The organism is Streptomyces sp. Wb2n-11, from assembly GCF_001049855.1.
Taxonomy (GTDB): Bacteria; Actinomycetota; Actinomycetes; order Streptomycetales; family Streptomycetaceae; genus Streptomyces; species Streptomyces altiplanensis.
In genome coordinates this window covers 2,496,329-2,515,163 of the sequence record NZ_CVPB01000001.1, presented here as the reverse complement: position 1 = coordinate 2,515,163, position 18,835 = coordinate 2,496,329, and the positions used below count along the sequence as shown (strand labels likewise).

Here is an 18,835-nt window from a genome sequence, read left to right as displayed (position 1 = left end):
GTTGCCCGGCCGGGGGCGCCGCCATGTCGCCCCCGGCCGGGTACCCACGCCCCGGACTCCGGAGGGCCAGGTCCGTCCGGCGACCGGGTGAGGGCCGGCAGGGATCACCTCGGCCCCAGCGATCGCCGCAGGAAGTCCACCTGGAGCAGGAGCAGATTCTCCGCGACCTGCTCCTGCGGCGTCATGTGCGTCACCCCCGACAGCGGCAGCACCTCGTGCGGCCGCCCCGCGGCGAGCAGCGCCGACGACAGCCGCAGCGTGTGCGCCATCACCACGTTGTCGTCCGCCAGGCCGTGGATGATCATCAGGGGCCGGTGCGTGCCGGCCGGACGGGACAGCCCGTCGTCGGTGACGAGCGAGTTGGCGGCGTACACCTCCGGCTGCGCGTCCGGGGCCCCGAGGTAGCGCTCCGTGTAGTGCGTGTCGTACAGCCGCCAGTCGGTCACGGGCGCGCCCGCGATGCCCGCGTGGAAGACGTCGGGCCTGCGCAGCACCGCGAGGGCCGCCAGGTAGCCGCCGTACGACCAGCCGCGGATCGCGACCCGTCCGAGGTCCAGCGGGAAGTCCGCGGCCAGTGCGTGCAGCGCCTCGATCTGGTCGTCGAGCGTGAGCGTGAAGTCGTCCCTGACGGCCTTCTCCCAGCCGGGGGAGCGGCCGGGGGTCCCCCGCCCGTCGGCCACGACCACCGCGAAGCCCTGGTCGGCGAACCACTGCGAGGTGAGGTGGGCGTTGTGGACGGCGACGGCGCGCCGGGCGTGCGGTCCTCCGTACGGATCCATCAGCACCGGAAGCGGGCCGTCCTCCTCCGTGTAGCCCGCCGGGAGCAGGACGGCGCACGGAATCCGCCGCGCGCCCCCCTCGACGAGCCGCACGCGGGCGCGCAGCACGGGTTCCTCGGCGTACGACGCGACCACGGCCTCCTGCTTGCCGTCGCGCACCACCCGCACCACCGTGCCGCTGCTCTCCACGCACGCCGAAGCCAGCACCGTCACCCCGCCCGACCGCACCGCGGAATGCACGCCCGGCCCCTCCGAGAGGCGCTCCACGCCCAGCTCGTCGACCCGGTAGACATGCACCTCGCCGGTCTCCGCGGCAGCGGCCTCCGGGCCCGCCGAGGCCGACACGAGCACATCACCGTCCGACACGTCCAGCACCGCCCGCACCTGCAACCGCGGCCCGGTCAGCGTCCGGTCGCCGACGGCCAGCACCCGCGCCCCGCCCTCGTCCGCGATCCGTACGAGCCTTCCGTCCGGGGCCCAGACCGGCACCCCGTCGAAAAGATCCAGCCACACCGGGTCCTCGTCCACGTGCACGGTCCGCGTCGCACCGGTCGCGGTGTCCACCGCCAGGTACACCTGGCTGCGCTGGTCCCGCGCCTGCACCAGCAGCAACGGCGCGCCCGCGTCCGACCAGTGGACCCGTGCCAGGTACGGATACCTCGCACGGTCCCACACCACCTCCGTGCGCTCCTGGCCGTCCACCCCGTACAGGAAGAGCCGCACCTCGGCGTTGGGCGTCCCCGCCGCCGGGTAGGCGACCCGCGCGGGCTCGCGCTCCGGGTGCGCCGGGTCCGGGATCCACCAGCGCGCCACGGCCGCGTCGTCGGCGCGGGCGACCAGCAGCCGGTCCGACTCCGGCGACCACCAGAAGCCGCGTGAACGGCCCATCTCCTCGGCCGCCACGAACTCCGCCAGGCCGTACGCCGTGTTCTCGTCCTCCGGCTCCGCGAGCGCCCGGTCGCCGTCGCCCTCCGCGCCGATCACCCGCAGGGCGCCCTGGGCGACGTACGCGACACGCAGTCCGTCCGGTGACGGCCGGGGGTCGAGAACCGGCCCCGCGGCGGGCAGCTCGCGGGCGGTGCCGGCCCGCAGCTCGGCCGCGAAGAGCCGCCCCGACAGCGCGAACGCCGCCAGCTCGACCGCCGTGTCCACGGCGTACGACACGATGCCCGCGGCCCCCTCCCGGCTGCGCTCGCGCCGCGCCCTCTCCTGCGCCGACAGCTCCTCGGCGGCGCCGCCGAGGAGCTGCCCGGGATCCGCGGCGATGCGCTCCTGCGCGCCCCCCTCCAGACCGAGCACCCAGAGCCGGTTGGCGCGGTCGGTGCCGGACGAAGAACGGAGGAACACCACGCGGGCCCCGTCGGGCGACACCGTGAACGCGCGGGGCGCCCCGAGGGAGAAGCGCTGAGTCCTGGCGTGCTGCCGGGGGAAGGAGAGCTGATTCGTCGTCATATGCCCGAAGCTACCGCTCGCGACGTCACTTCATGCGCCCCTCGTGCTGCCGTGCACCGAACAATGCGTACACACGGATAGTTATGATCCGTAGCGCCTGGTGGGTATGAACTTGCCGGGAGCTGTCCGCATGCCCGTTTCGGCCCGAGTAAGTGGAGGTGAACCGCCGTGGCACTCTCGATTTCGGCGGTAGTGCTGTTGGCGATCATCGTCATCCTGATGGTCCGGAAATCGGGACTGAAGGCCGGACATGCGGCGGTTTGCGTATTGCTCGGCTTCTATCTCGCCAGTTCCTCCATCGCTCCCACCATCAACGAACTGACCACGAACGTGGCAGGGATGATCGGGGGCATCAAGTTCTGAGCGGGGCTCGTAGGGTGGTCCCATGACGGACCAGGACCACCCAGCCCGTCGTCTGCTTCTGGTGCACGCGCACCCGGACGACGAGTCGATCAACAACGGCGCCACCATGGCCAAGTACGCCGCCGAGGGCGCCCGGGTCACCCTGGTGACCTGCACCCTCGGCGAGGAGGGCGAGGTCATCCCGCCCGCCCTCGCGCACCTGGCCGCCGACCGCGACGACACCCTCGGCGCCCACCGCATCGCCGAACTGGCCGCCGCGATGAAGGAACTGGGGGTCACCGACCACCGCTTCCTCGGCGGTCCCGGCCGCTTCCGCGACTCCGGGATGATGGGCGTCCCGCAGAACCACCGCGAGGGCGCCTTCTGGGCCGCGCCGGTGGACGAGGCGGCGGCGTACCTCGTCGAGGTGGTCCGTTCCGTACGCCCGCAGGTCCTCGTCACCTACGACCCGGACGGCGGCTACGGACACCCGGACCACATCCAGGCCCACCGCGTCGCGATGCGCGCGGCCGACCTCGCGGCCGACCCGGACTTCCGCCCGGACCTCGGGGTGCCGCACACCATCGCCAAGATCTACTGGAACCGCGTGCCGCGCACCTACGCGGAGGACGGCTTCGCCCGTCTGCGCGCGGCAGCGGTGAGCTTTTCGGGCACCGCCGCCGTGGACGACATCCCCGGAGTCGTCGACGACGCGCGGATCACCACGGAGATCGACGGCGCCCCGTACGCCGGGGCCAAGACCGCCGCGATGCGCGCGCACGCCACCCAGATCGCGGTGGAGGACGGTTTCTTCGCGCTCTCCAACCACCTGGGCCAGCCCGTCCTCGTCACGGAGTTCTACGAGCTGGTACGCGGTGAACGCGCCACCGGCGGACGTGAGACGGATCTCTTCGCGGGAGTGGACTCGTGACCCCGGGCCGTACCGCCGCCCACCTCCTCCTCGTCGTCCTGGGCGCGCTCACGGGCGCGGCGGGCGTACTCGTCCACGCGGCCTGGTTCCCCGGCGGCCTGCTGCTGGCGCTGCTCGCGGCGGCGGGCGTCTTCTACGGCTCCCTGTACGCCACGGGCGCGAAGGCCGGTGTCGGCGCGTCCGCCGCCGGATGGCTCGTGGCCGTAGTCCTGCTGACCGTCAGCCGTCCCGAGGGCGATCTGCTCGTCGGCGGCTCCGCGGTCTCGTACGCCTACCTGCTGGGCGGGATGGCCGTCGCTGTGATCTGCGCCACGATGACGGAACCGCCGCGGCCGGCCGCGGGCCGCGCCCGACTTGGTAAATGACGTACTAGTTGGGTCCGTGAACCGACCGCGCCCGCGCGGCCGTCGGGCCCTTTGCCACCCTGGGCGCGGGGCGTCTGTCGGCGGCGGCCAGTATGGTGGTGCGCGCCGCCGGGCCTCCCGCAGTACAGGGTAAGAGCGGGCGAGCGGAGCTAACCGGGAGAACCTGCCTTGAGTCGTGAAACTGACAGTTCGTCCTCCGGCCCCCAGGGGCGTGGCGGAGCCGCGTACCCCTCGGGGACGCCGCCGTACGGATCCCGCCAGTATCCGTCGCCGCACCCCGGGCAGGACGCTCCGGAGGAGACTGCCGGGGACGCCGCGGGGGCGGAGTCGGACGGGCCCAGGACCGAGACCACGCTGACCACCCGCATCCGGATCAACATCCCCGGATCGCGGCCGATCCCCCCGGTCGTCATGCGTACGCCCGTGGGCGACGCGGAGCCGCCCTCCTCGCCCGTGAAGGCCGAGCGCACGGGCGCCACGCCCCGCCCGCCCGAGCCGTCGCGGGACAGCGCGGCCGCGGAGCCGCGGGAGGGGACCGGTCCCGGCGGGGACAAGCAGCCGCCGGCCAGCGACTGGTTCGCGCCGCGCAAGCCGTCGGCCGCGCCCGCTCCGTCGCCGGCCGCTGCCGCACCGGCCGCGCCGCAGGGCGGCGGGCAGCGCCCCGAGTTCCCGTACTCCACGCCGGAAGAGCCGCAGCGCCAGAGCGCCGCCCCGCTGCCGCGCCGTACGCCCGGTGACGCGGCCGCGAACGGAGGCAGCCGCGCCGCCGGCACGGGCCCGTCCGGCCCCACGGGCCCCTTGGGCCCCTTGGGCCCCTTGGGCCCGATGGTCGGCCCGGTGAGTCCGGCCGTCGGTCCGGTGGGTCCGGTGGGTCCGACCACCGGCCCGGTGACCGGCAGCTCGCCCTTCCTGGGCTCCGGCCCGCGCCCCGGTTCCGGCGTGCACTCGCCGGGCGTCGCAGGCCCGGCCCAGCCCTCCATGACCGACGACACGGCGGTACTGACCCCGCAGAACCCGGCCCCGGTCCCCTCCGCGGGCGAGAACGTCTCCGGTGACACGCTGACCAGCGGCATGCCCGTGATCCCGGCGGCGGAGCGGCACTCGCCGTTCGCCCCGCCGCAGGCCGGCGCCCGCTTCGCCCCGGACCCGGTCTCCCCCCGCACGGACGGCCCGGCCGCCCCCGCCCGGACCACACCGCCGCCCGCCTCCTCCGCCCCTGCCGCTCCCGCGAAGAAGGGCCGCTCCAAGCTGGTCCTGCTGGCCGTGGGCGTCGTGGGGCTGGCCGGTGTGGCGTACGGCGCGGGGCTCCTCATGAACCACTCCGACGTGCCGAAGGGCACCACCGTCCTCGGCGTCGACATCGGCGGCGGCACGAAGGAGGAGGCGGTCGGCAAGCTCGACACCGCCCTCGGCAAGCGCGCCGCCATGCCGCTCGTCCTCACCGTCGACGGCAAGCAGGCGAAGCTGAAGCCGTCCAAGGCCGGTCTCGCCCTGGACAGCCAGGAGACCGTGCGCGGCGCCGCGGGCAGCGACTACAACCCCGTCTCCGTGATCGGCTCCCTCTTCGGCGGCGAGCGCGTCGCCGAGCCGGTGATCCCGGTCGACGAGGAGAAGCTGAGCGTCGCGCTGGCCGATCTGGCGGGCACCTCGGGCACGGCCAGCGAGGGCACGATCAAGTTCGTGCCCGGCAAGGCGGTCGCCGTACCGGGCAAGGCGGGCAAGCAGCTCGACGTGGTCCGCTCGATGACCCGGGTCAAGGACGCCTACCGCGCCCAGGTGGAGACCGGCAGGCCGAACACGGTGGAGCTGCCCCTCGTCACCAGGTCCCCGAAGATCGGCCGGGCCGAGCTGGACCGGGCCATGCGGGAGTTCGCCCAGCCGGCGATGTCCGGCCTGATCACGATCAAGGCGGGCGGCAAGCAGATCCAGTTCGGCCCGGCGAGGTCCCTGCCGAAGATCCTCTCCATGAAGCCGATCGACGGCCGGCTGGTGGAGGTCTACGACAAGCAGGCGATCGAGCAGCTTCTGGAGGGCGTCTTCGACGGCGTGCAGATCACCAAGGGCGACGGCAAGAAGCACCCGGTCACCGCGGACGACGTGGCCTACGCCATGCGCACGGCGCTCGTGGGCAAGACCCCGGCGCAGCGTGTCCAGGAGATCAGCCTCAACCCGAGCTAGCGGTGGTCAGGAGGTGCCGAGGCCGCCGCGGACGTTGAGTGCCTGGGCGGTGATGGACGCGGCCGTGTCGGTGGTCAGATAGCCGACCAGGCCCGCGACCTCCGCGGGGGTGGAGTAGCGGCCGAGCGGGATCTTCGACTGGAACGTCTTCAGGGCCACTTCTTCGCCGATGCCGTACGCCGCCGCGTACTCCTGCCGGATCCGCCGGCCCGTGGGTGTCTCGACGTGCCCCGGGCAGACGGCGTTGACCGTGATGCCTGTGGGCGCCAGTTCGTCGCCGAGCGCCTTGGTGAAGCCGATGACGCCGTGCTTGGAGGCCGAGCAGGGGGCGTCGAGGACGTCGCCCCGCCGGCCGGCGGTGGAGGCGATGTTGATGATCCGGCCGCGCTTCTTGTCGCGCATGCCTCCGGCGGTGAGCACCTCGCGGGTCATCAGGAAGACGCTGTTGAGATTGGTGTCGATCACGTCGAACCACAGCTCGTCCGTGAGCTCCGCTGTGCTGCCGCCGCCGGAGCGGCCCGCGTTGTTCACCAGGACGTCGACCGGGCCGAAGCGGTCGACGGCGTGCCGCACCACGCGCCGGATGTCGTCGCGGTCGCGGACGTCGCCCGCCGTCCCGTCCACGTCCAGAGCCTCGGCCTGGAGCTCCCTGACCGTGGCCGCGACGGTGCGGGCGGTGCGCGCGCACAGGAAGACCTGGTGGCCGCGGGCGGCGAGCGCACGGGTGACCGCCAGGCCGATGCCACTGGTGGCGCCGGTGACGACGGCCACTTTCGGAGTCAGGCTCATCGGCTCTTCTCCAGGGCGGGACCGAGTGCCGGTCCCGTGCGGACGAGCCGGTCCTCGTCGCCGCGGGAGACCTCCAGCGGGTCCCAGTCCGCGCGGCGCTCGGGCAGCGCCGCCGGGTCGCCCAGGACGGCGCCGCTGTGCACTTCGTGCATCAGGCGGCGGCCCAGGATCTGGCCGGCGCAGGCGATGCCGCTGACCGCCGAACCGGTGATGCCGTTTCCGTAGCGGGTGTTGGCGCCGGCGACGTACAGGCCTTCGACGAAGGTCGCCGTGTCGGGCCGGGCGCCGGCGGCGCCCCAGTGCGCCATCCCGAACGGGGTGCCGCCGGTGGAGTGCGTGTACCGCTCGTGGGTGAGCGGCGTCGCGGTCTCCAGATGGGTGATGCGGCTCCGGAACGGTCCGAGCGCCTCCTCGGCCGCGTCCAGCACGGCCTCGGTGAGCCGGGCCTTCTCCGCCCGGTACACCGGATTGCGGCGGTACTTCTCGCCGTCGGCCGGGCCCGCCGTCACACCCCAGCGCTCGAAGCCGGGGGGACACAGCGTCATCAGCTGGAAGTTGGAGTGGCCCGGCGGGCAGATCCGCGGGGTGACGGGGTCCTTGCCGGAGGCGAACGAGGCGAAGAGGAAGCCGGCCGTGCCCGTGCCCCCGGAAGCGGTGTCCGCGCCGGCGAGCAGGCCGGCGTAGAAGCCCTCGATGTCGTCGCTCCGGTACCACCACAGATTGGCGTGCTGCTCGATGTCGGTGTCGAGCGCGACGTAGACGGCTGCCCAGGGCAGCGCCATCCGGGCGTCCCGCGTCTTGGCGGCGAGCCTGCGCGGCAGCCGCTCCTCGCCGACCAGCCCGAGCATCGTCCGCCGGTAGTCGGCGTTGGACACCACGACCGGCGCCAGCGCCCGGCTGCCGTCGGCGAGTTCGACGCCCCGGGTCCGCCCGCCGCCGACCGTGATCCGGCTGACCCTGCTGTACGTGCGCAGGGCGCTGCCGTGCGCACGGATGACCTCCAGCAGTCCGGCGGCCAGGGTCTGGCCGCCGCCCTCCGGGTAGTAGGCGCCGCGCACGTAGTGGTCGGTGATCGTGGCGTGCAGGGCGACAGTCGCCTCGTCGGGCGCCATGCCGTAGTTGGGGGACTGGGCGGCGAGCAGCGTCCGGGCGCGGGTGGACAGCCCGCAGTGGACGAAGAGCTCGGTGAGCGTACGCCGCCCCCAGGCCACCGACTGCGGTGCGTGCTGCGGCAGCTCGGACACCGGCACGTCACCGGGGGCGACGATCGCGTCCCGCCGCTCCGCGCCCAGAGCGGACACGATGCCCAGGAAGGTGTCGATGCCGGGCGCGTCCGCGGGGCACGCCTCGTGCAGCCGCTTGCGGTACGTCTCCCAGTCGGCCGGCATGTCCAGGGTGGCCCCCGGAATCACGATGCGGTCGAAACCGCCCGGGTCCATCTCCCGGTAGCGCAGCCGGTCGCGCAGACCGAGACCGTTCAGGATGGCGGGGAGCAGGCCGTCGGAGCCGCAGTCGCCGAGGTAGTGCACGCCGACGTCGAACTCGTACGCGCGGCGCCTGCGGAAGACATGGCTGTTGCCGCCCGCGACACCGCCCTGCTCGGCGACGAGGACCCGCTTGCCGGCGACCGCGAGGTAGGCGGCGCAGACGAGCCCGCCGATCCCCGAGCCGACGACGATCGCGTCCCAGTGCTCCTCCGTGCTCACGCGGCGCTCCGTACCGAGGAGGAGCGCAGCGAAGGCGTCACCGAGGGGTCCTCGGGGGACGGCGCCGGTGCGGGCACGGCGACCAGCTGGCCGGGTTCGGAGATCGTCAGCCGGGAGACCTGGGGGGTGATCTTGCGGGCGAGGCCGGTGAGCGTACGGCCGGGCCCGATCTCCACGAACATGTCGCAGTACAGCTCGTCGGCCATCGTGCGCACCGACTCCGCCCAGCGCACCGGCCCGGTGATCTGCTGCCCGAGCCGCTGTGGCCAGGCATCGGTGCCCCGGTGCGGGCGGGCGTCCACGTTGGCCACGACCGGCGCGTGGCCGGGCCGGAATTCGGCGGCCTGCGCCGCCCGGACGAACGCGTGGGCCGCGGGCCGCATCAGGGGCGTGTGGAAGGCACCGCCCACCGGGATCGACACGATCCGGAGCGCGCCCAGGGCCTGGGCCGCCTCGGCGCACCGGGCGACCGCTCCGCTCTCACCGGAGACGACGCTCTGCTGCGGCGAGTTGAGGTTGGCCACCCACACCCGGCCGCCGTCTTCGCGGACCCCCGCCGCCGCCTGCTCCACGAGCTCCGGGGACAGGCCGAGCACCACGGCCATGGTGCCGGGCTCCGTGGCGCACGCCGCGCGCATCGCCTCGCCGCGCGCGGTGACCAGTCGTACGCCGTCGTCGAAACCGATGATTCCGGCGGCCACCAGCGCCGCGTACTCGCCGAGACTGTGACCGGCGCACACGACGGGCCGCTTGGCGGCGGGCAGCGCATGGCGCACCTCGTGGAGGATCACCATCTCTAGGACGAAAGTGGCCAGCTGGGCGTTGTCCGTACGACGCAGGGTGTCCTCGTCCGCGCGCAGCAGCAGCTCCACGACATCGCGCCCGGACACCTCGCCGGCCCGCTCCGCCAGGAACCAGCCGGGCCGGCCGGCCCAGGGGCGTCCCATCCCGGGCTGCTGTGCTCCCTGGCCGGGGAATATCAATGCCAATCGTGGACCGCTCATCGTGGCTTCTCCCGTCTCCAGCCGAATCTCCTCCGATTCGAGCAAGGCAATGGTGGCAGCAGGATTTGAAAGGTGTATGAAGGGCAGATAAAAGCGTCGGGGGCGGTTCATGAATGGGCCGGGTATCACTTTCGGGGAATGCCATGTCTCTTTGGTACGGCCCCTCTTGCTGCCCGGACTCCGAGCCGCTTACGTTCCTCTCGTCTTGCCCCGCGACAGCGGAAACGGCCCGCGACGGCGGAAAACGAGAGGTAGACGCATGACTCAGCAGACTGTGGCAACGGCGGCCGACTTCCAGGAGCAGGTGAGCCGGATCGTCATTGAAGAGCTGGAGCTGGAGGAGGGCGAACTCACCGGGAGCGGCCACTTCATCGACGACTACGACAGCGATTCGCTGTCGCTCATCACCGTCGTTTCCAGGATCGAGAAGGAATTGGGAGTCGTCATTCCCAAGACGGAACTCGGCGACCTGGTGAACCTGAGCCTTCTCGTCGAGGCCGTTGTCCAGCACGCCGCGGAGAGCAACCATGGCTGAACTTCCTTCGGCGCCACGGCGCCGGGTGGTCATCACCGGGCTCGGCGCGGTGTCACCGGTCGGCATCGGCGCGGACGTCTTCGCGTCCGCCGTCCGGGCCGGCGCCGACGGCACCGCGCCGATCCAGAGCTTCGACGCGAGCGGCTTCCCGCGCCGGCGGGCGGGCGAGGTCACCGACTTCGAGCCCACCGACCACCTCAAGCGCCTCGACCCGGCGGCGTGGGGCCGCAGCGGCCTGCTGGCGGCCGCGGCCGCCCGGCTCGCCGTCGCGGACGCCGGGATCGGCGAGGAGCAGCTGGAGCAGGGCCGGGCCGGGGCGATCATGGGCACCACCAGCGGTGAGTCCGCCGTCGTCCAGGCGCTCGGCGAGCAGTGGGTCGCCGACGGCCTGGAGTCCATCGACGGCGAGCTGGCCGGGCAGACCCCGGCCTCGCGCATCGCCAACGCGGTGAGCGCCGAACTGCGGCTGCACGGCGAGACCCAGACCATCCCGACCGCCTGTTCGGCCAGCAACTACGCGCTGGGTTACGCCTACGACCTGGTGCGCAGCGGCGAGGCGGACGTGATGCTGGCGGGCGGCGCGGACGCCGTCAACCGGCTCACCCACGCCGGCTTCTACGCGCTCGGCGCCATGGCCGAGGACCTGCCGCGCCCCTTCGCCGCCGACCGCACCGGCATCCTCACCGGCGAGGGCGGCGCCGTACTGCTCCTGGAGACACTGGAGCACGCACGGGAGCGCGGGGCCCGCATCTACGCGGAGATCCTCGGGTACGCCGCCAACTGCGACGCCGCGCACATGGTGCACCCCGACGCGGCCAGCATCGCCGCGTGCATCCGTGCCGCGCACCGCAACGCGGGTGTCGAGCCGGAGCAGATCGACTACATCTGCGCCCACGGCACGGGCACCCCGACCAACGACACGACCGAAGTGGCCGCCGCCCGCGAGGTCTTCGGCGGCCGTATACCGCCGATCAGCTCCATCAAGTCGATGCTCGGCCACACCATGGGCGCGGCCAGCGGCTTCGGCGCGATCGCCTGCTGCAAGGCGCTGGAGCAGGACTTCCTGCCGCCCACCGCCAACGTCACCGAGGCGGACCCCGCGCTGGGCGACGGCGTGGACTGCGTACCGGGCACCGGCCGCGAGGCCCGCCTGGACATCGTGCAGAACCACGGGTTCGCGTTCGGCGGCAACAACGTCATCACCATCCTCGGGAGGGTTTCGTGACCACGGCGACCGCCACAGCGGCCGCGGCCGCGACACGGACGGCCACCCGGCCGCTCTACGTCACCAGCGCCGGCGTCGTGTCCTCGGCCGGCCACGGCCTGGCCGCGCTCGCCGGGCTGCTGCGCGACGGAGCCTCGCCGGCCGAGGAGCCGGCCGGCGAGGACGGGGCCGCGTACCCGCCCCGCCCGGTCCGGGCCGTCGACGGCTTCGACGTGAAGGCGCACCTGGGCCGCAAGGGCACCAAGTACCTGGACCGGCTCACCTCCTTCGGCCTGGTGGCCTGCAAGGAGGCCATCGAGGGCATGGACGCCGCCGAGGTCGCGGGGGACCGTACCGGCGTCGTACTGGCGACCAACACCGGTTCCGTGTCCAGCCACAGCACCCTGCTGCACGACACGCTGACCCTGGACAAGCCGTACCTGGTCAACCCGGGCCAGTTCCCGAACACGGTGATGAACTGCGCCGCCGGGCAGGTCGCCATCCGCAACGGGCTGCGCGGCCTCAACGCCACGGTGGCCGGCGGCCAGACCGCCTCGCTGCTCGCCTTCCGGCACGCGCGTCTCGCTCTCACGCTCGACCGCGTCGACCGGCTGCTGGTGGGCGGCGCCGAGGAGCTCGGCGCCCCCGCGGCCTGGGCCTGGCACCGGACCGGAGTGCTGAAGGAGCGGGCGGCGCTCGGCGAGGGCTGTGCGGTGTTCACGGTGCAGCGGGAGGCACCGGCGGACGACGCGGACGTACTGGCCGAACTGCTCGCCTGCGAGGTGCGCTTCTCGGCCGACGCGCGGGACTACGCCGACGGCCTGTCCGGGGCCGTCACCCGCGCCCTGGACCGCAGTGGGGTCCGCCCGGAGGAGGTGGCCGTCGTCTCCCTCGGCGCCGTCCACCACCGTGGTCTGGAGCGGATCGAGGAGCGCGGTGTGCGGACCGCGCTGGGCGGTGGCGAGCTGCCGCGCACCGTACGGGTCGCCGATGTGCTCGGTGAGACGTACAGCGCCAGCGGTGCGATGCAGCTCGCCGCCCTGCTCGGCCTGTGGCAGGCCGAACCGCCGGCCGAGCGGGAGTACGCGCTGGTCACCTCGGTCGGCCGGGACGGGAACGCGGCCGCGATGGTGGTGCGCAGCCCGCTTCGTTGACCACCCCGGGTCCCTCCCCCGGATCCCCCCGGGTCCCCCCGGATCACCCCGGTCCGGCCCCGGACCGCCCCGGCCCCCACCGGACAGCAGCGGCGCCCGTGATTTCCCCCCCACGGGCGCCGCTGCATGTTTCCCCGTCCGACTGAAGACAAGGACTCCTGTCCCATGAACACGGCGTACGCCGGGCGGAGTTACCCGCCCACCGAACCCTACGAAGTCGGCCGCGAGAAGATCCGTGAGTTCGCGCTCGCGGTCGGCTCCGACCCCGGCGACGGGCGCACCGCGCCCCCGACCTTCCCCATCGTGCTGTCGATGCACGCCGAGAAGCAGGTGGTGGACGACCCCGGCTTCGGCTTCGACTTCTCCCGCGTGGTCCACCGTGACCAGCGGTTCGAATCGGTGCGCCCGGTCAGGCCCGGCGACCGGCTCACCGTCACCGTCGAGGTGGTCGCCGCGGACACCGTCGACGGCAACGACGTCGTGACCCTGCGCGGCCACATCCGCGAGGCGGACGGCGGGGCGCCGGTGTGCGTCACGACGTCGACACTCGTCTCGCGAGGTGAGCGATGACGGTCGCCGGCGAGAGGATTCCCACCCGCACCTTCCGCATCACCCGCGCTGATCTGGTGCGTTACGCCGCCGCCTCCGGCGACCACAACCCCATCCACTGGTCGGACTCCCGCGCCGCGGCCGTCGGACTGCCCGGCGTCATCGCGCACGGCATGCTCAGCATGGGCCTGGTGGCCACCGCCGTCACCGACTGGGCGGGCGAGGGCGCGGCCGTCAGCGAGTACAGCACCCGGTTCAGCCGTCCCGTGCCGGTGCCCGACACCGCCGACGGGGTGGAGCTCACCGTCGAGGGCGCGGTCGGCGAGGTCCGGGCGGACGGTTCGGTGCGCGTCGACCTGACGGTGCGCTGCGGCGAGGCGAAGGTGCTGGCGCGGACCCGGGCCGTACTGGCGCCGGGTGCCCGGACGGTGTCCGCGTAGGGCCCGCGGGGAAAGCGCACACGCACGGAGAAGACCGCCGGTCCCCGAGGGGGCCGGCGGTCTTCTCCGTGGTGCTCCGTGGCGCGGGGCCGGTCAGGCCTGGGTGCCGGCGGGCGGCAGCTTCAGCTCGACGGCGCCGATCTGCGCGAGCAGGAACAGGTCCTGACGGCAGGCCCAGTGCTCGTGGACGAGGCCGTCGTCACCGACGCGGTAGATGTGGATGTGCTCGACGTCCACCTTGTTGCCGGTGCCCTCGAAGCCGAGGAAGTTGCCGGTGTGGATGCCGGTGAACCGGACCCGGATGACGGCCTTGTCGCCGTCCGCGAAGCTGTCGATGTGGTCCCAGGCGGCCTCGGAGAACACGCTGTTCATCCAGCGGGCGGTGCCGAGGTAGCCGCCGGGGCCGCCGGGGGTGCCGGGCGGGGCCTCGTAGTCGACGAAGTCCGGGGCGACGAGCTCGTGGGCGACCTTCTCGTCCAGGTCGTTGAAGATCTTGCCCATCTGCTGGGCGATCTCCAGCACGGTGGCGTTGGACATGGGTTTCCTTCCTTGGGAGGGGTGGTGCGGGGGTATCAGTGGCCGACGCCGAGACCGCCGGTGACCGGGATGATCCCGGCGGTGACGTACGACGCCTCCTCGCTGGCGAGGAAGCGCACGACGTGGGCGACCTCGTCGGGCCGGCCGGCCCGGAACAGGGAGGTCTGGCCGAGGACGTGCTCGCGGCGGGCGTCGGTGACGTCCTTGACCATGTCGGTCTCGATCAGGCCGGGCGAGACCATGTTGACCGTGACGTTCCGCTTGCCCACCTCACGGGCGAGCGAGCGGCCGAAGCCGATCAGACCGGCCTTGGACGCCGCGTAGTTGGTCTGGCCGGGGGCGCCGGCCAGCGCGCTCATCGACGTCATGAACACCACGCGGCCCCAGCGGGCCTTGAGCATGTCCGGGACGGCCTCCTTGGCCACCGTGACGGCGGACATCAGGTTGGTCTCGATGACGCTGCGGAAGTCGTCGTCCTCCATGCCGACCAGCAACTGGTCGCGGGTGATCCCGGCGTTGGAGACCAGCACCTGGACGGGGCCGTGCTGGCCGCGGGCCTCGTCGACGGCGCGGCGGACGGAGTCGGGGTCCGTCACGTCGCAGCGCACGCCGAACAGCCCCTCGGGCGGCTCACCCGTGCGGTAGGTCACGGTGACCTTGTCGCCCTGGGCGGCGAAAACGCGGGCGGTGGCGAGGCCGATGCCCCGGTTCCCGCCGGTGATGAGCACGGAACGGCTCACGGAATCAGTTCCCTTCTGCGGCTTGCGAGGCAGCTGTGGCTGCTGAGGCGTGTGAGGTGTCCGCGGCCGACAGCAGCTCGTCGAGCCGCTCCGCCGCCGCCGCGGTTTCGGTGAAGTGGACGGCGGTCCAGCCGGCCGCCTCGGCTCCCGCGCAGTTGTGCGCGAGGTCGTCGACGAGCACGCAGCGCTCGGCCGGCACCCCCGCCCGTTCGGCGGCGAGCGCGAACATGCCGGGCGACGGCTTGCGGTGGCCGACCTCGAAGGACAGGAGTACGTCGTCGAAGAGCTCGTCCGGGTCGACCATGCGGCGCCAGTGCGCGTCCCAGGTCGGCACCATGTTGGAGAGCATCCCGACGAAGGCGCCGCGCTCGCGCGCCTTGCGCAGCTCCGCGACCCAGGCGAGGTTCGTCTCGCGGCCGTCGAACCAGGCGTCGGCGAGGGTCGTCAGCCGCACGCCGTGCACGCCGTGATCGGCCGCGAGCACGTCGGAGACCTGGCCGAGCCACTCCTCCTCGCTCACGAGGGGGGTGTCGATCGGCTCCATGATGTCGGTGGTGCCGTACCGGGCCGTCACCTTCCCCAGCGCCTGCTGGAGCACCGCGGGGTCGAGGCCCTGGCCGGCGCAGAAGGTGCCCATGGTGTGGGCGATGGACGGGGTCAGTACGCCGCCGAAGTCGGTCCAGACGGCCAGGCGTTCGGTGCTCACAGCTCACTCCCGGAGGCGAGGGTCACGGTCACCCGGGCGATCTCGGCGTCGCCCTGGAGGAAGCGGACCGGCACTTCGCCGCGGCCGCCGTCGAGGCACGGCCGGGGCGCGGAGGCCCGTACCGTCTCGTCCAGTTCGGCGAAGCGGGAGAACCGGGCCTCGAAGCCGACGGCGTACGTCGACAGCGACTCGTCCACCGCCAGGAACGACAGCTGCCGGGCGGCTTCGACGAGGGTCATGGCCGGCAGGTGGTCGTAGACGTGGTCGAACAGCCCCCGGTTGGTGAACCACGGGGTGACCTGGGCGGCCACTTCGGCGGGGGAGCTCTCGGCGTGTGACAGCACGACGTTGAGCGGGTTGCCGCGGCCCACCCGGGCCGGTTCGACCTGCCGGGAGCCGTCGGCGCCCGGCCCCTGGTCGGGGAAGTCGGAGGTGAGGGGGGCCGGCGTGCCGCGCTGGGCGTGCCGGAGCACCTCGTTCTCGTGCTGGTTGATGAAGAGCACGTCCATCTCGTGCTCCCCCACCTCGGCGTCCCCGATGTAGAAGCGCTGGGCGACCTTGCCCTTGCGGTAGCGGCCGCGCCGGGTGGGCCGGCCGATGTAGTCGGTGTCGATGCGCAGCCGGCCGGGCTCGGGCCCGATCAGCAGCTCCTTGAGCCCGGACAGGGACAGCCGGAAGGAGTCGACGATCATCGTGGTGCCCTCGGAGAGGCCGATGTGGGTGTGTGAACCGGCGATGGCCGCCTGCCGTCCCGATTCCAGCAGCAGCAGGGCGTCGTACAGGGCGGGCCGCTGCAGGTGGTCGCTGTAGTAGCCGTGGATGAGCGGTAGCTGCACCGCTGCGCGCACCTTCTTGAAGGCCAGCGGGAGGATGTCCGTGACGAAGACCTCGGACACCGCGGCCCGGTGCACCAGCGAGCGGTCGACGGTGCGTCCGTAACTGAGCTCGACGGGTGCCGAAGGAATCTCCGGGGCCGTTTGTGTTGTCATACCTGTTCCTTTGGAATCGGGTACCGGTACGCAGAGCCTCGCAGCGCCGGATGAAGCCGGGGTCGAGCGCGAATTCAAGCGCGATAAAAGAGAGGGAATTCCCGAGGGGGCCGGGCGGGTTGCGGGTCCGGTTATGCTCGGGGGATGCGTATAGGAGAGCTGGCGCGGCGCACCGGAATTCCGGTTCCGACCATCAAGTACTACCTGCGGGAGGGGCTGCTGCCTGCCGGTGAGCGCACCAGCCCGAACCAGGTGCAGTACGCCGACGCGCACGTGCGCAGGCTGAAGCTCGTCCGCGCGATGCTGGAGGTCGGCGGCCTGTCCATCGTGGCCGCCCGCGAGGTGCTCGCCGAGGTCGACTCCCCGGCCCGCACGGTCCACGGCATGCTCGGCGCCGCCCAGTCCGCGGTCACCAGGATCACGACGGACCGCGGCACCGAGGAGGAGTGGGAGCGGGCGGAGCGTGAGGTCGCCGACCTGGTACGGCGCCACGGTTGGGCGACGAAGCCGGACAACCCGGGATGGAAGGCGCTGGTCCAGATCGTGCTGACGTATCGGGACCTCGACCGGGGCGATCTGCTGACCCTGCTCGACGGGTACGCCGAGGCGGCCGCCGAGCTGGCCACCGCCGAGCTGGCCGTCCTGGCGCAGGTGCCCAGCACCGACGGCAAGGTGGAGAGCGCGGTGCTGGGTACGGTCCTGGGCGACGCCGCGATGGCGGCCCTGCGCAGGATCGCCCAGGAGGACGCTTCCCAGCGGGTGCAGCAGCGGCCGCACTCCGCCTGACCCGCGGCCGGAACCCCGGCCGGTCCGCCCGCCTGCCGCCCGGTCCGCCCGCCGCCGCCTGCCGTCCGCCGGCGGACGGCGCGGGAGTCAGCCGATGTACGCCGTGCTGCCCAGCGGCGCCAGGTGGTGCACCCGGGCCGGCGGCAGGTTGCCCAGCACCGTCTCGGTGCGGAAGGCGTGGTCGCGCAGCGTCCGGCCCACCACGGCCTGCACCGCGAGCGTCCGTTCGCGCGCCGCGCCCCGGGTGAAGGCCCTGCGCAGCGGCGGCACCCCGGCGTAGGCGAAGAACGACAGGGTGCCGCCGGGGCGCAGGGCGCCGATCAGCCGGTCGAAGATGTCCTGCGCGGTCGCCGCGTCGAAGTTGGCGAACGGCAGGCCGCACACGATCGTGTCGTACGAGCCGAGCTCGTGCTCCTGCACCAGGCCGGTCAGCAGCCGCAGCCGCTCCTCGTGGCGGTAGGTGCGGGCCAGCAGGGCGGCGAAGCGCGGGTTCGCCTCGACGAGGTCGAGGGTGTCCAGCCGGCCGAGCGAGGCGGCGATGTGCTTGGTCACGGCGCCCGTCCCCGGGCCCACCTCGAGTACCGCGCGCGGCCGGGCGGCGGAGGGCACCACGTAGCGGGTCAGGGCTCTGGCGAGCAGTGGGCTGCTGGGGGCGATGGCCCCGGTGTCCCGGCGGGTCCGGGCGAACTCCCGGAAGAACAGCGTCACGTCCGTCATGGCCTCTCCTGCGTCATGGGGCCGCACCCCTCGGTGCGCACGGCGGCACCGTGGTGCTGCGCCGAAAGTGATAGTGCAACTATCGATAGCGTAAGTTATGGTTGTTGAGGAGTTGCCGGTACCCGCGCCCTCCGGACCGCGACACCGACGCTAGTGGGCCCGTGACCAGGGGTCATGACCCACCAACGATCCGGCAGATGTTTCCAAAGGAGCATTGCGCCACCCGACTTGAGGGCCTCCGTAAGCGGCGGCATGAGGGGCTGACCATGGACTTCGCATCGCTCGTGGCATGGATCGACGTCACTTCCGGACTGACGGCCCGCATGGCGGGAGCGGCCTGCTGGGCGTACGCGATCCTCGCGATCACGACGCTGCCGCCGCTGCTGCCCAACGCCGCGCTCCTGGTCACCGGCGGGATGCTCGCCGCCCGGGGCGAGATGTCACTGACCCTGGTGCTCCTCTCGGTGGCCGGCAGCGCCCTGCTCGGCGACCTCCTGATCCACCGTTTCGGCTGGTCGGCGGGGGGATCGGTGCGCCGCCGCATGGCCTCCCGCAAGCGCCAGGGCGAGCTCTTCGACTGGGCCTCCGGGCGCATACAGCGCGGCGGCATCCCGTTCGTGGTCGGCGTGCGCTTCCTGCCGAGCGGACGGCTGCTCGGCGGCCTCGCGGCGGGCGCCGCGGGTTATCCCGCCCACAAGTTCGCGATCGGCGCGGCCCTGGCGGAGGCGGTCTGGGCGGCGTACTCGGTGGGCGTCGGCTACTTCGGCGGCGCGATGAGCGACGACCCGGTCGTCTCGGTCGCCCTCGGGCTCGGGCTCTCGCTGGCGGTGGGCGCGGTCGCCTGGCTCGCCCAGCGGCGTACCGCGGTGCCCGCCGCCGCGAACGCTTCTGTCTCCAAAGAGACATGAGGGATTCCACCTCGCGTGAATATC

The 18,835-nt window shown here is 72.9% G+C and carries 20 protein-coding genes; 11 read left to right on the top strand and 9 right to left on the bottom strand.

The window, feature by feature from the left end; translation table 11 throughout:
- Nucleotides 1-104: 104 nt before the first annotated feature.
- On the bottom strand, nt 105-2,231 hold the full coding sequence (locus BN1555_RS11130) for a S9 family peptidase (protein ID WP_093799233.1): 2,127 nt from the start codon (nt 2,229-2,231) through the stop codon (nt 105-107).
- A 168-nt stretch (nt 2,232-2,399) separates the two neighbouring features.
- Here BN1555_RS11130 and BN1555_RS11125 point away from each other — a divergent pair, with 168 nt between their 5' ends.
- The 4 genes from BN1555_RS11125 to BN1555_RS38925 all read left to right on the top strand — a co-directional run bounded on the left by BN1555_RS11125 (nt 2,400) and on the right by BN1555_RS38925 (nt 6,047).
- Entirely contained in the window at nt 2,400-2,594 is a 195-nt protein-coding gene (locus tag BN1555_RS11125; protein ID WP_028811826.1) for a hypothetical protein, read from the top strand.
- Between the two features lie 22 nt (nt 2,595-2,616).
- Nucleotides 2,617-3,504, top strand: a complete 888-nt coding sequence (mshB, locus tag BN1555_RS11120; protein ID WP_093799232.1) for an N-acetyl-1-D-myo-inositol-2-amino-2-deoxy-alpha-D-glucopyranoside deacetylase — start codon at nt 2,617-2,619, stop codon at nt 3,502-3,504.
- On the top strand, nt 3,501-3,869 hold the full coding sequence (locus BN1555_RS11115; protein ID WP_093799231.1) for a DUF6113 family protein: 369 nt from the start codon (nt 3,501-3,503) through the stop codon (nt 3,867-3,869). Before mshB ends, BN1555_RS11115 begins: the two co-directional genes overlap by 4 nt.
- Before the next feature lie 168 nt (nt 3,870-4,037).
- Nucleotides 4,038-6,047, top strand: a complete 2,010-nt coding sequence (locus BN1555_RS38925; RefSeq protein WP_176709880.1) for a peptidoglycan binding domain-containing protein — start codon at nt 4,038-4,040, stop codon at nt 6,045-6,047.
- A 6-nt stretch (nt 6,048-6,053) separates the two neighbouring features.
- Here BN1555_RS38925 and BN1555_RS11100 read toward each other — a convergent pair whose 3' ends face one another.
- Genes BN1555_RS11100 through BN1555_RS11090 form a run of 3 tightly spaced genes read right to left on the bottom strand, consistent with a single transcriptional unit; the run spans nt 6,054 to nt 9,546 of the window.
- Nucleotides 6,054-6,836 carry an SDR family NAD(P)-dependent oxidoreductase gene (locus BN1555_RS11100; RefSeq protein WP_093799230.1) on the bottom strand — a complete coding sequence of 261 codons (783 nt, stop codon included), beginning with the start codon at nt 6,834-6,836 and terminating at the stop codon, nt 6,054-6,056.
- Complete coding sequence (locus tag BN1555_RS11095; RefSeq protein WP_093799229.1) at nt 6,833-8,542, bottom strand: phytoene desaturase family protein; 1,710 nt, start codon at nt 8,540-8,542, stop codon at nt 6,833-6,835. Before BN1555_RS11095 ends, BN1555_RS11100 begins: the two co-directional genes overlap by 4 nt.
- A complete protein-coding gene (locus BN1555_RS11090) occupies nt 8,539-9,546 on the bottom strand; it encodes an ACP S-malonyltransferase (RefSeq protein ID WP_255305992.1) in 1,008 nt (335 codons plus the stop codon). Before BN1555_RS11090 ends, BN1555_RS11095 begins: the two co-directional genes overlap by 4 nt.
- Nucleotides 9,547-9,805: 259 nt before the next feature.
- Here BN1555_RS11090 and BN1555_RS11085 point away from each other — a divergent pair, with 259 nt between their 5' ends.
- From BN1555_RS11085 to BN1555_RS11065, 5 genes are all read left to right on the top strand, one after another.
- The gene (locus tag BN1555_RS11085) at nt 9,806-10,081 is read left to right on the top strand and encodes an acyl carrier protein (RefSeq protein WP_093799227.1); all 276 of its coding nucleotides are present in this window, start codon (nt 9,806-9,808) and stop codon (nt 10,079-10,081) included.
- The gene (locus BN1555_RS11080) at nt 10,074-11,306 is read left to right on the top strand and encodes a beta-ketoacyl-[acyl-carrier-protein] synthase family protein (protein ID WP_093799226.1); all 1,233 of its coding nucleotides are present in this window, start codon (nt 10,074-10,076) and stop codon (nt 11,304-11,306) included. The genes BN1555_RS11085 and BN1555_RS11080 overlap by 8 nt, the downstream gene beginning before the upstream one ends.
- Nucleotides 11,303-12,439 carry a beta-ketoacyl synthase N-terminal-like domain-containing protein gene (locus tag BN1555_RS11075; RefSeq protein ID WP_093799225.1) on the top strand — a complete coding sequence of 379 codons (1,137 nt, stop codon included), beginning with the start codon at nt 11,303-11,305 and terminating at the stop codon, nt 12,437-12,439. The genes BN1555_RS11080 and BN1555_RS11075 overlap by 4 nt, the downstream gene beginning before the upstream one ends.
- Nucleotides 12,440-12,604: 165 nt before the next feature.
- Nucleotides 12,605-13,009, top strand: coding sequence for an FAS1-like dehydratase domain-containing protein (locus BN1555_RS11070; RefSeq protein ID WP_255305990.1), 405 nt, complete (start codon nt 12,605-12,607; stop codon nt 13,007-13,009).
- Nucleotides 13,006-13,428: a MaoC/PaaZ C-terminal domain-containing protein gene (locus tag BN1555_RS11065; protein WP_093799223.1), complete on the top strand. Its 423-nt coding sequence runs from the start codon at nt 13,006-13,008 to the stop codon at nt 13,426-13,428. Before BN1555_RS11070 ends, BN1555_RS11065 begins: the two co-directional genes overlap by 4 nt.
- A gap of 93 nt (nt 13,429-13,521) precedes the next feature.
- Here BN1555_RS11065 and BN1555_RS11060 read toward each other — a convergent pair whose 3' ends face one another.
- From BN1555_RS11060 to BN1555_RS11045, 4 genes are read right to left on the bottom strand one after another with little or no spacing between them, the layout of a single operon-like run.
- Nucleotides 13,522-13,965, bottom strand: a complete 444-nt coding sequence (locus tag BN1555_RS11060; protein ID WP_093799222.1) for an ester cyclase — start codon at nt 13,963-13,965, stop codon at nt 13,522-13,524.
- 35 nt (nt 13,966-14,000) lie between these two features.
- Nucleotides 14,001-14,705: a 3-oxoacyl-ACP reductase FabG gene (gene fabG, locus BN1555_RS11055; RefSeq protein WP_093799221.1), complete on the bottom strand. Its 705-nt coding sequence runs from the start codon at nt 14,703-14,705 to the stop codon at nt 14,001-14,003.
- Nucleotides 14,706-14,709: 4 nt separating this feature from the next.
- Entirely contained in the window at nt 14,710-15,411 is a 702-nt protein-coding gene (locus BN1555_RS11050; protein WP_255305988.1) for an HAD-IA family hydrolase, read from the bottom strand.
- A complete protein-coding gene (locus tag BN1555_RS11045; protein ID WP_093799220.1) occupies nt 15,408-16,400 on the bottom strand; it encodes an AfsA-related hotdog domain-containing protein in 993 nt (330 codons plus the stop codon). The genes BN1555_RS11050 and BN1555_RS11045 overlap by 4 nt, the downstream gene beginning before the upstream one ends.
- Nucleotides 16,401-16,544: 144 nt before the next feature.
- Between BN1555_RS11045 and BN1555_RS11040 the strand changes: the two genes are divergently transcribed.
- Nucleotides 16,545-17,186, top strand: coding sequence for a MerR family transcriptional regulator (locus BN1555_RS11040; protein ID WP_093799219.1), 642 nt, complete (start codon nt 16,545-16,547; stop codon nt 17,184-17,186).
- Nucleotides 17,187-17,273: 87 nt separating this feature from the next.
- On the opposite strand, the gene BN1555_RS11035 is transcribed toward BN1555_RS11040, so the two are convergent.
- Nucleotides 17,274-17,903, bottom strand: coding sequence for a class I SAM-dependent methyltransferase (locus BN1555_RS11035; RefSeq protein WP_093799218.1), 630 nt, complete (start codon nt 17,901-17,903; stop codon nt 17,274-17,276).
- Between the two features lie 266 nt (nt 17,904-18,169).
- Here BN1555_RS11035 and BN1555_RS11030 point away from each other — a divergent pair, with 266 nt between their 5' ends.
- Nucleotides 18,170-18,811, top strand: a complete 642-nt coding sequence (locus tag BN1555_RS11030; protein WP_093799217.1) for a DedA family protein — start codon at nt 18,170-18,172, stop codon at nt 18,809-18,811.
- Nucleotides 18,812-18,835: the final 24 nt, after the last annotated feature.

What these genes read in the sequence shown, in the direction of transcription:
- BN1555_RS11130 (WP_093799233.1), bottom strand. Translation starts at nt 2,231, where the DNA reads ATGACGACGAATCAGCTCTCCTTCCCCCGGCAGCACGCCAGGACTCAG.
- mshB (WP_093799232.1), top strand. Translation starts at nt 2,617, where the DNA reads ATGACGGACCAGGACCACCCAGCCCGTCGTCTGCTTCTGGTGCACGCG.
- BN1555_RS11100 (WP_093799230.1), bottom strand. Translation starts at nt 6,836, where the DNA reads ATGAGCCTGACTCCGAAAGTGGCCGTCGTCACCGGCGCCACCAGTGGC.
- BN1555_RS11090 (WP_255305992.1), bottom strand. Translation starts at nt 9,546, where the DNA reads ATGAGCGGTCCACGATTGGCATTGATATTCCCCGGCCAGGGAGCACAG.
- BN1555_RS11085 (WP_093799227.1), top strand. Translation starts at nt 9,806, where the DNA reads ATGACTCAGCAGACTGTGGCAACGGCGGCCGACTTCCAGGAGCAGGTG.
- BN1555_RS11080 (WP_093799226.1), top strand. Translation starts at nt 10,074, where the DNA reads ATGGCTGAACTTCCTTCGGCGCCACGGCGCCGGGTGGTCATCACCGGG.
- BN1555_RS11070 (WP_255305990.1), top strand. Translation starts at nt 12,605, where the DNA reads ATGAACACGGCGTACGCCGGGCGGAGTTACCCGCCCACCGAACCCTAC.
- BN1555_RS11065 (WP_093799223.1), top strand. Translation starts at nt 13,006, where the DNA reads ATGACGGTCGCCGGCGAGAGGATTCCCACCCGCACCTTCCGCATCACC.
- BN1555_RS11060 (WP_093799222.1), bottom strand. Translation starts at nt 13,965, where the DNA reads ATGTCCAACGCCACCGTGCTGGAGATCGCCCAGCAGATGGGCAAGATC.
- BN1555_RS11045 (WP_093799220.1), bottom strand. Translation starts at nt 16,400, where the DNA reads ATGACAACACAAACGGCCCCGGAGATTCCTTCGGCACCCGTCGAGCTC.
- BN1555_RS11040 (WP_093799219.1), top strand. Translation starts at nt 16,545, where the DNA reads ATGCGTATAGGAGAGCTGGCGCGGCGCACCGGAATTCCGGTTCCGACC.
- BN1555_RS11035 (WP_093799218.1), bottom strand. Translation starts at nt 17,903, where the DNA reads ATGACGGACGTGACGCTGTTCTTCCGGGAGTTCGCCCGGACCCGCCGG.
- BN1555_RS11030 (WP_093799217.1), top strand. Translation starts at nt 18,170, where the DNA reads ATGGACTTCGCATCGCTCGTGGCATGGATCGACGTCACTTCCGGACTG.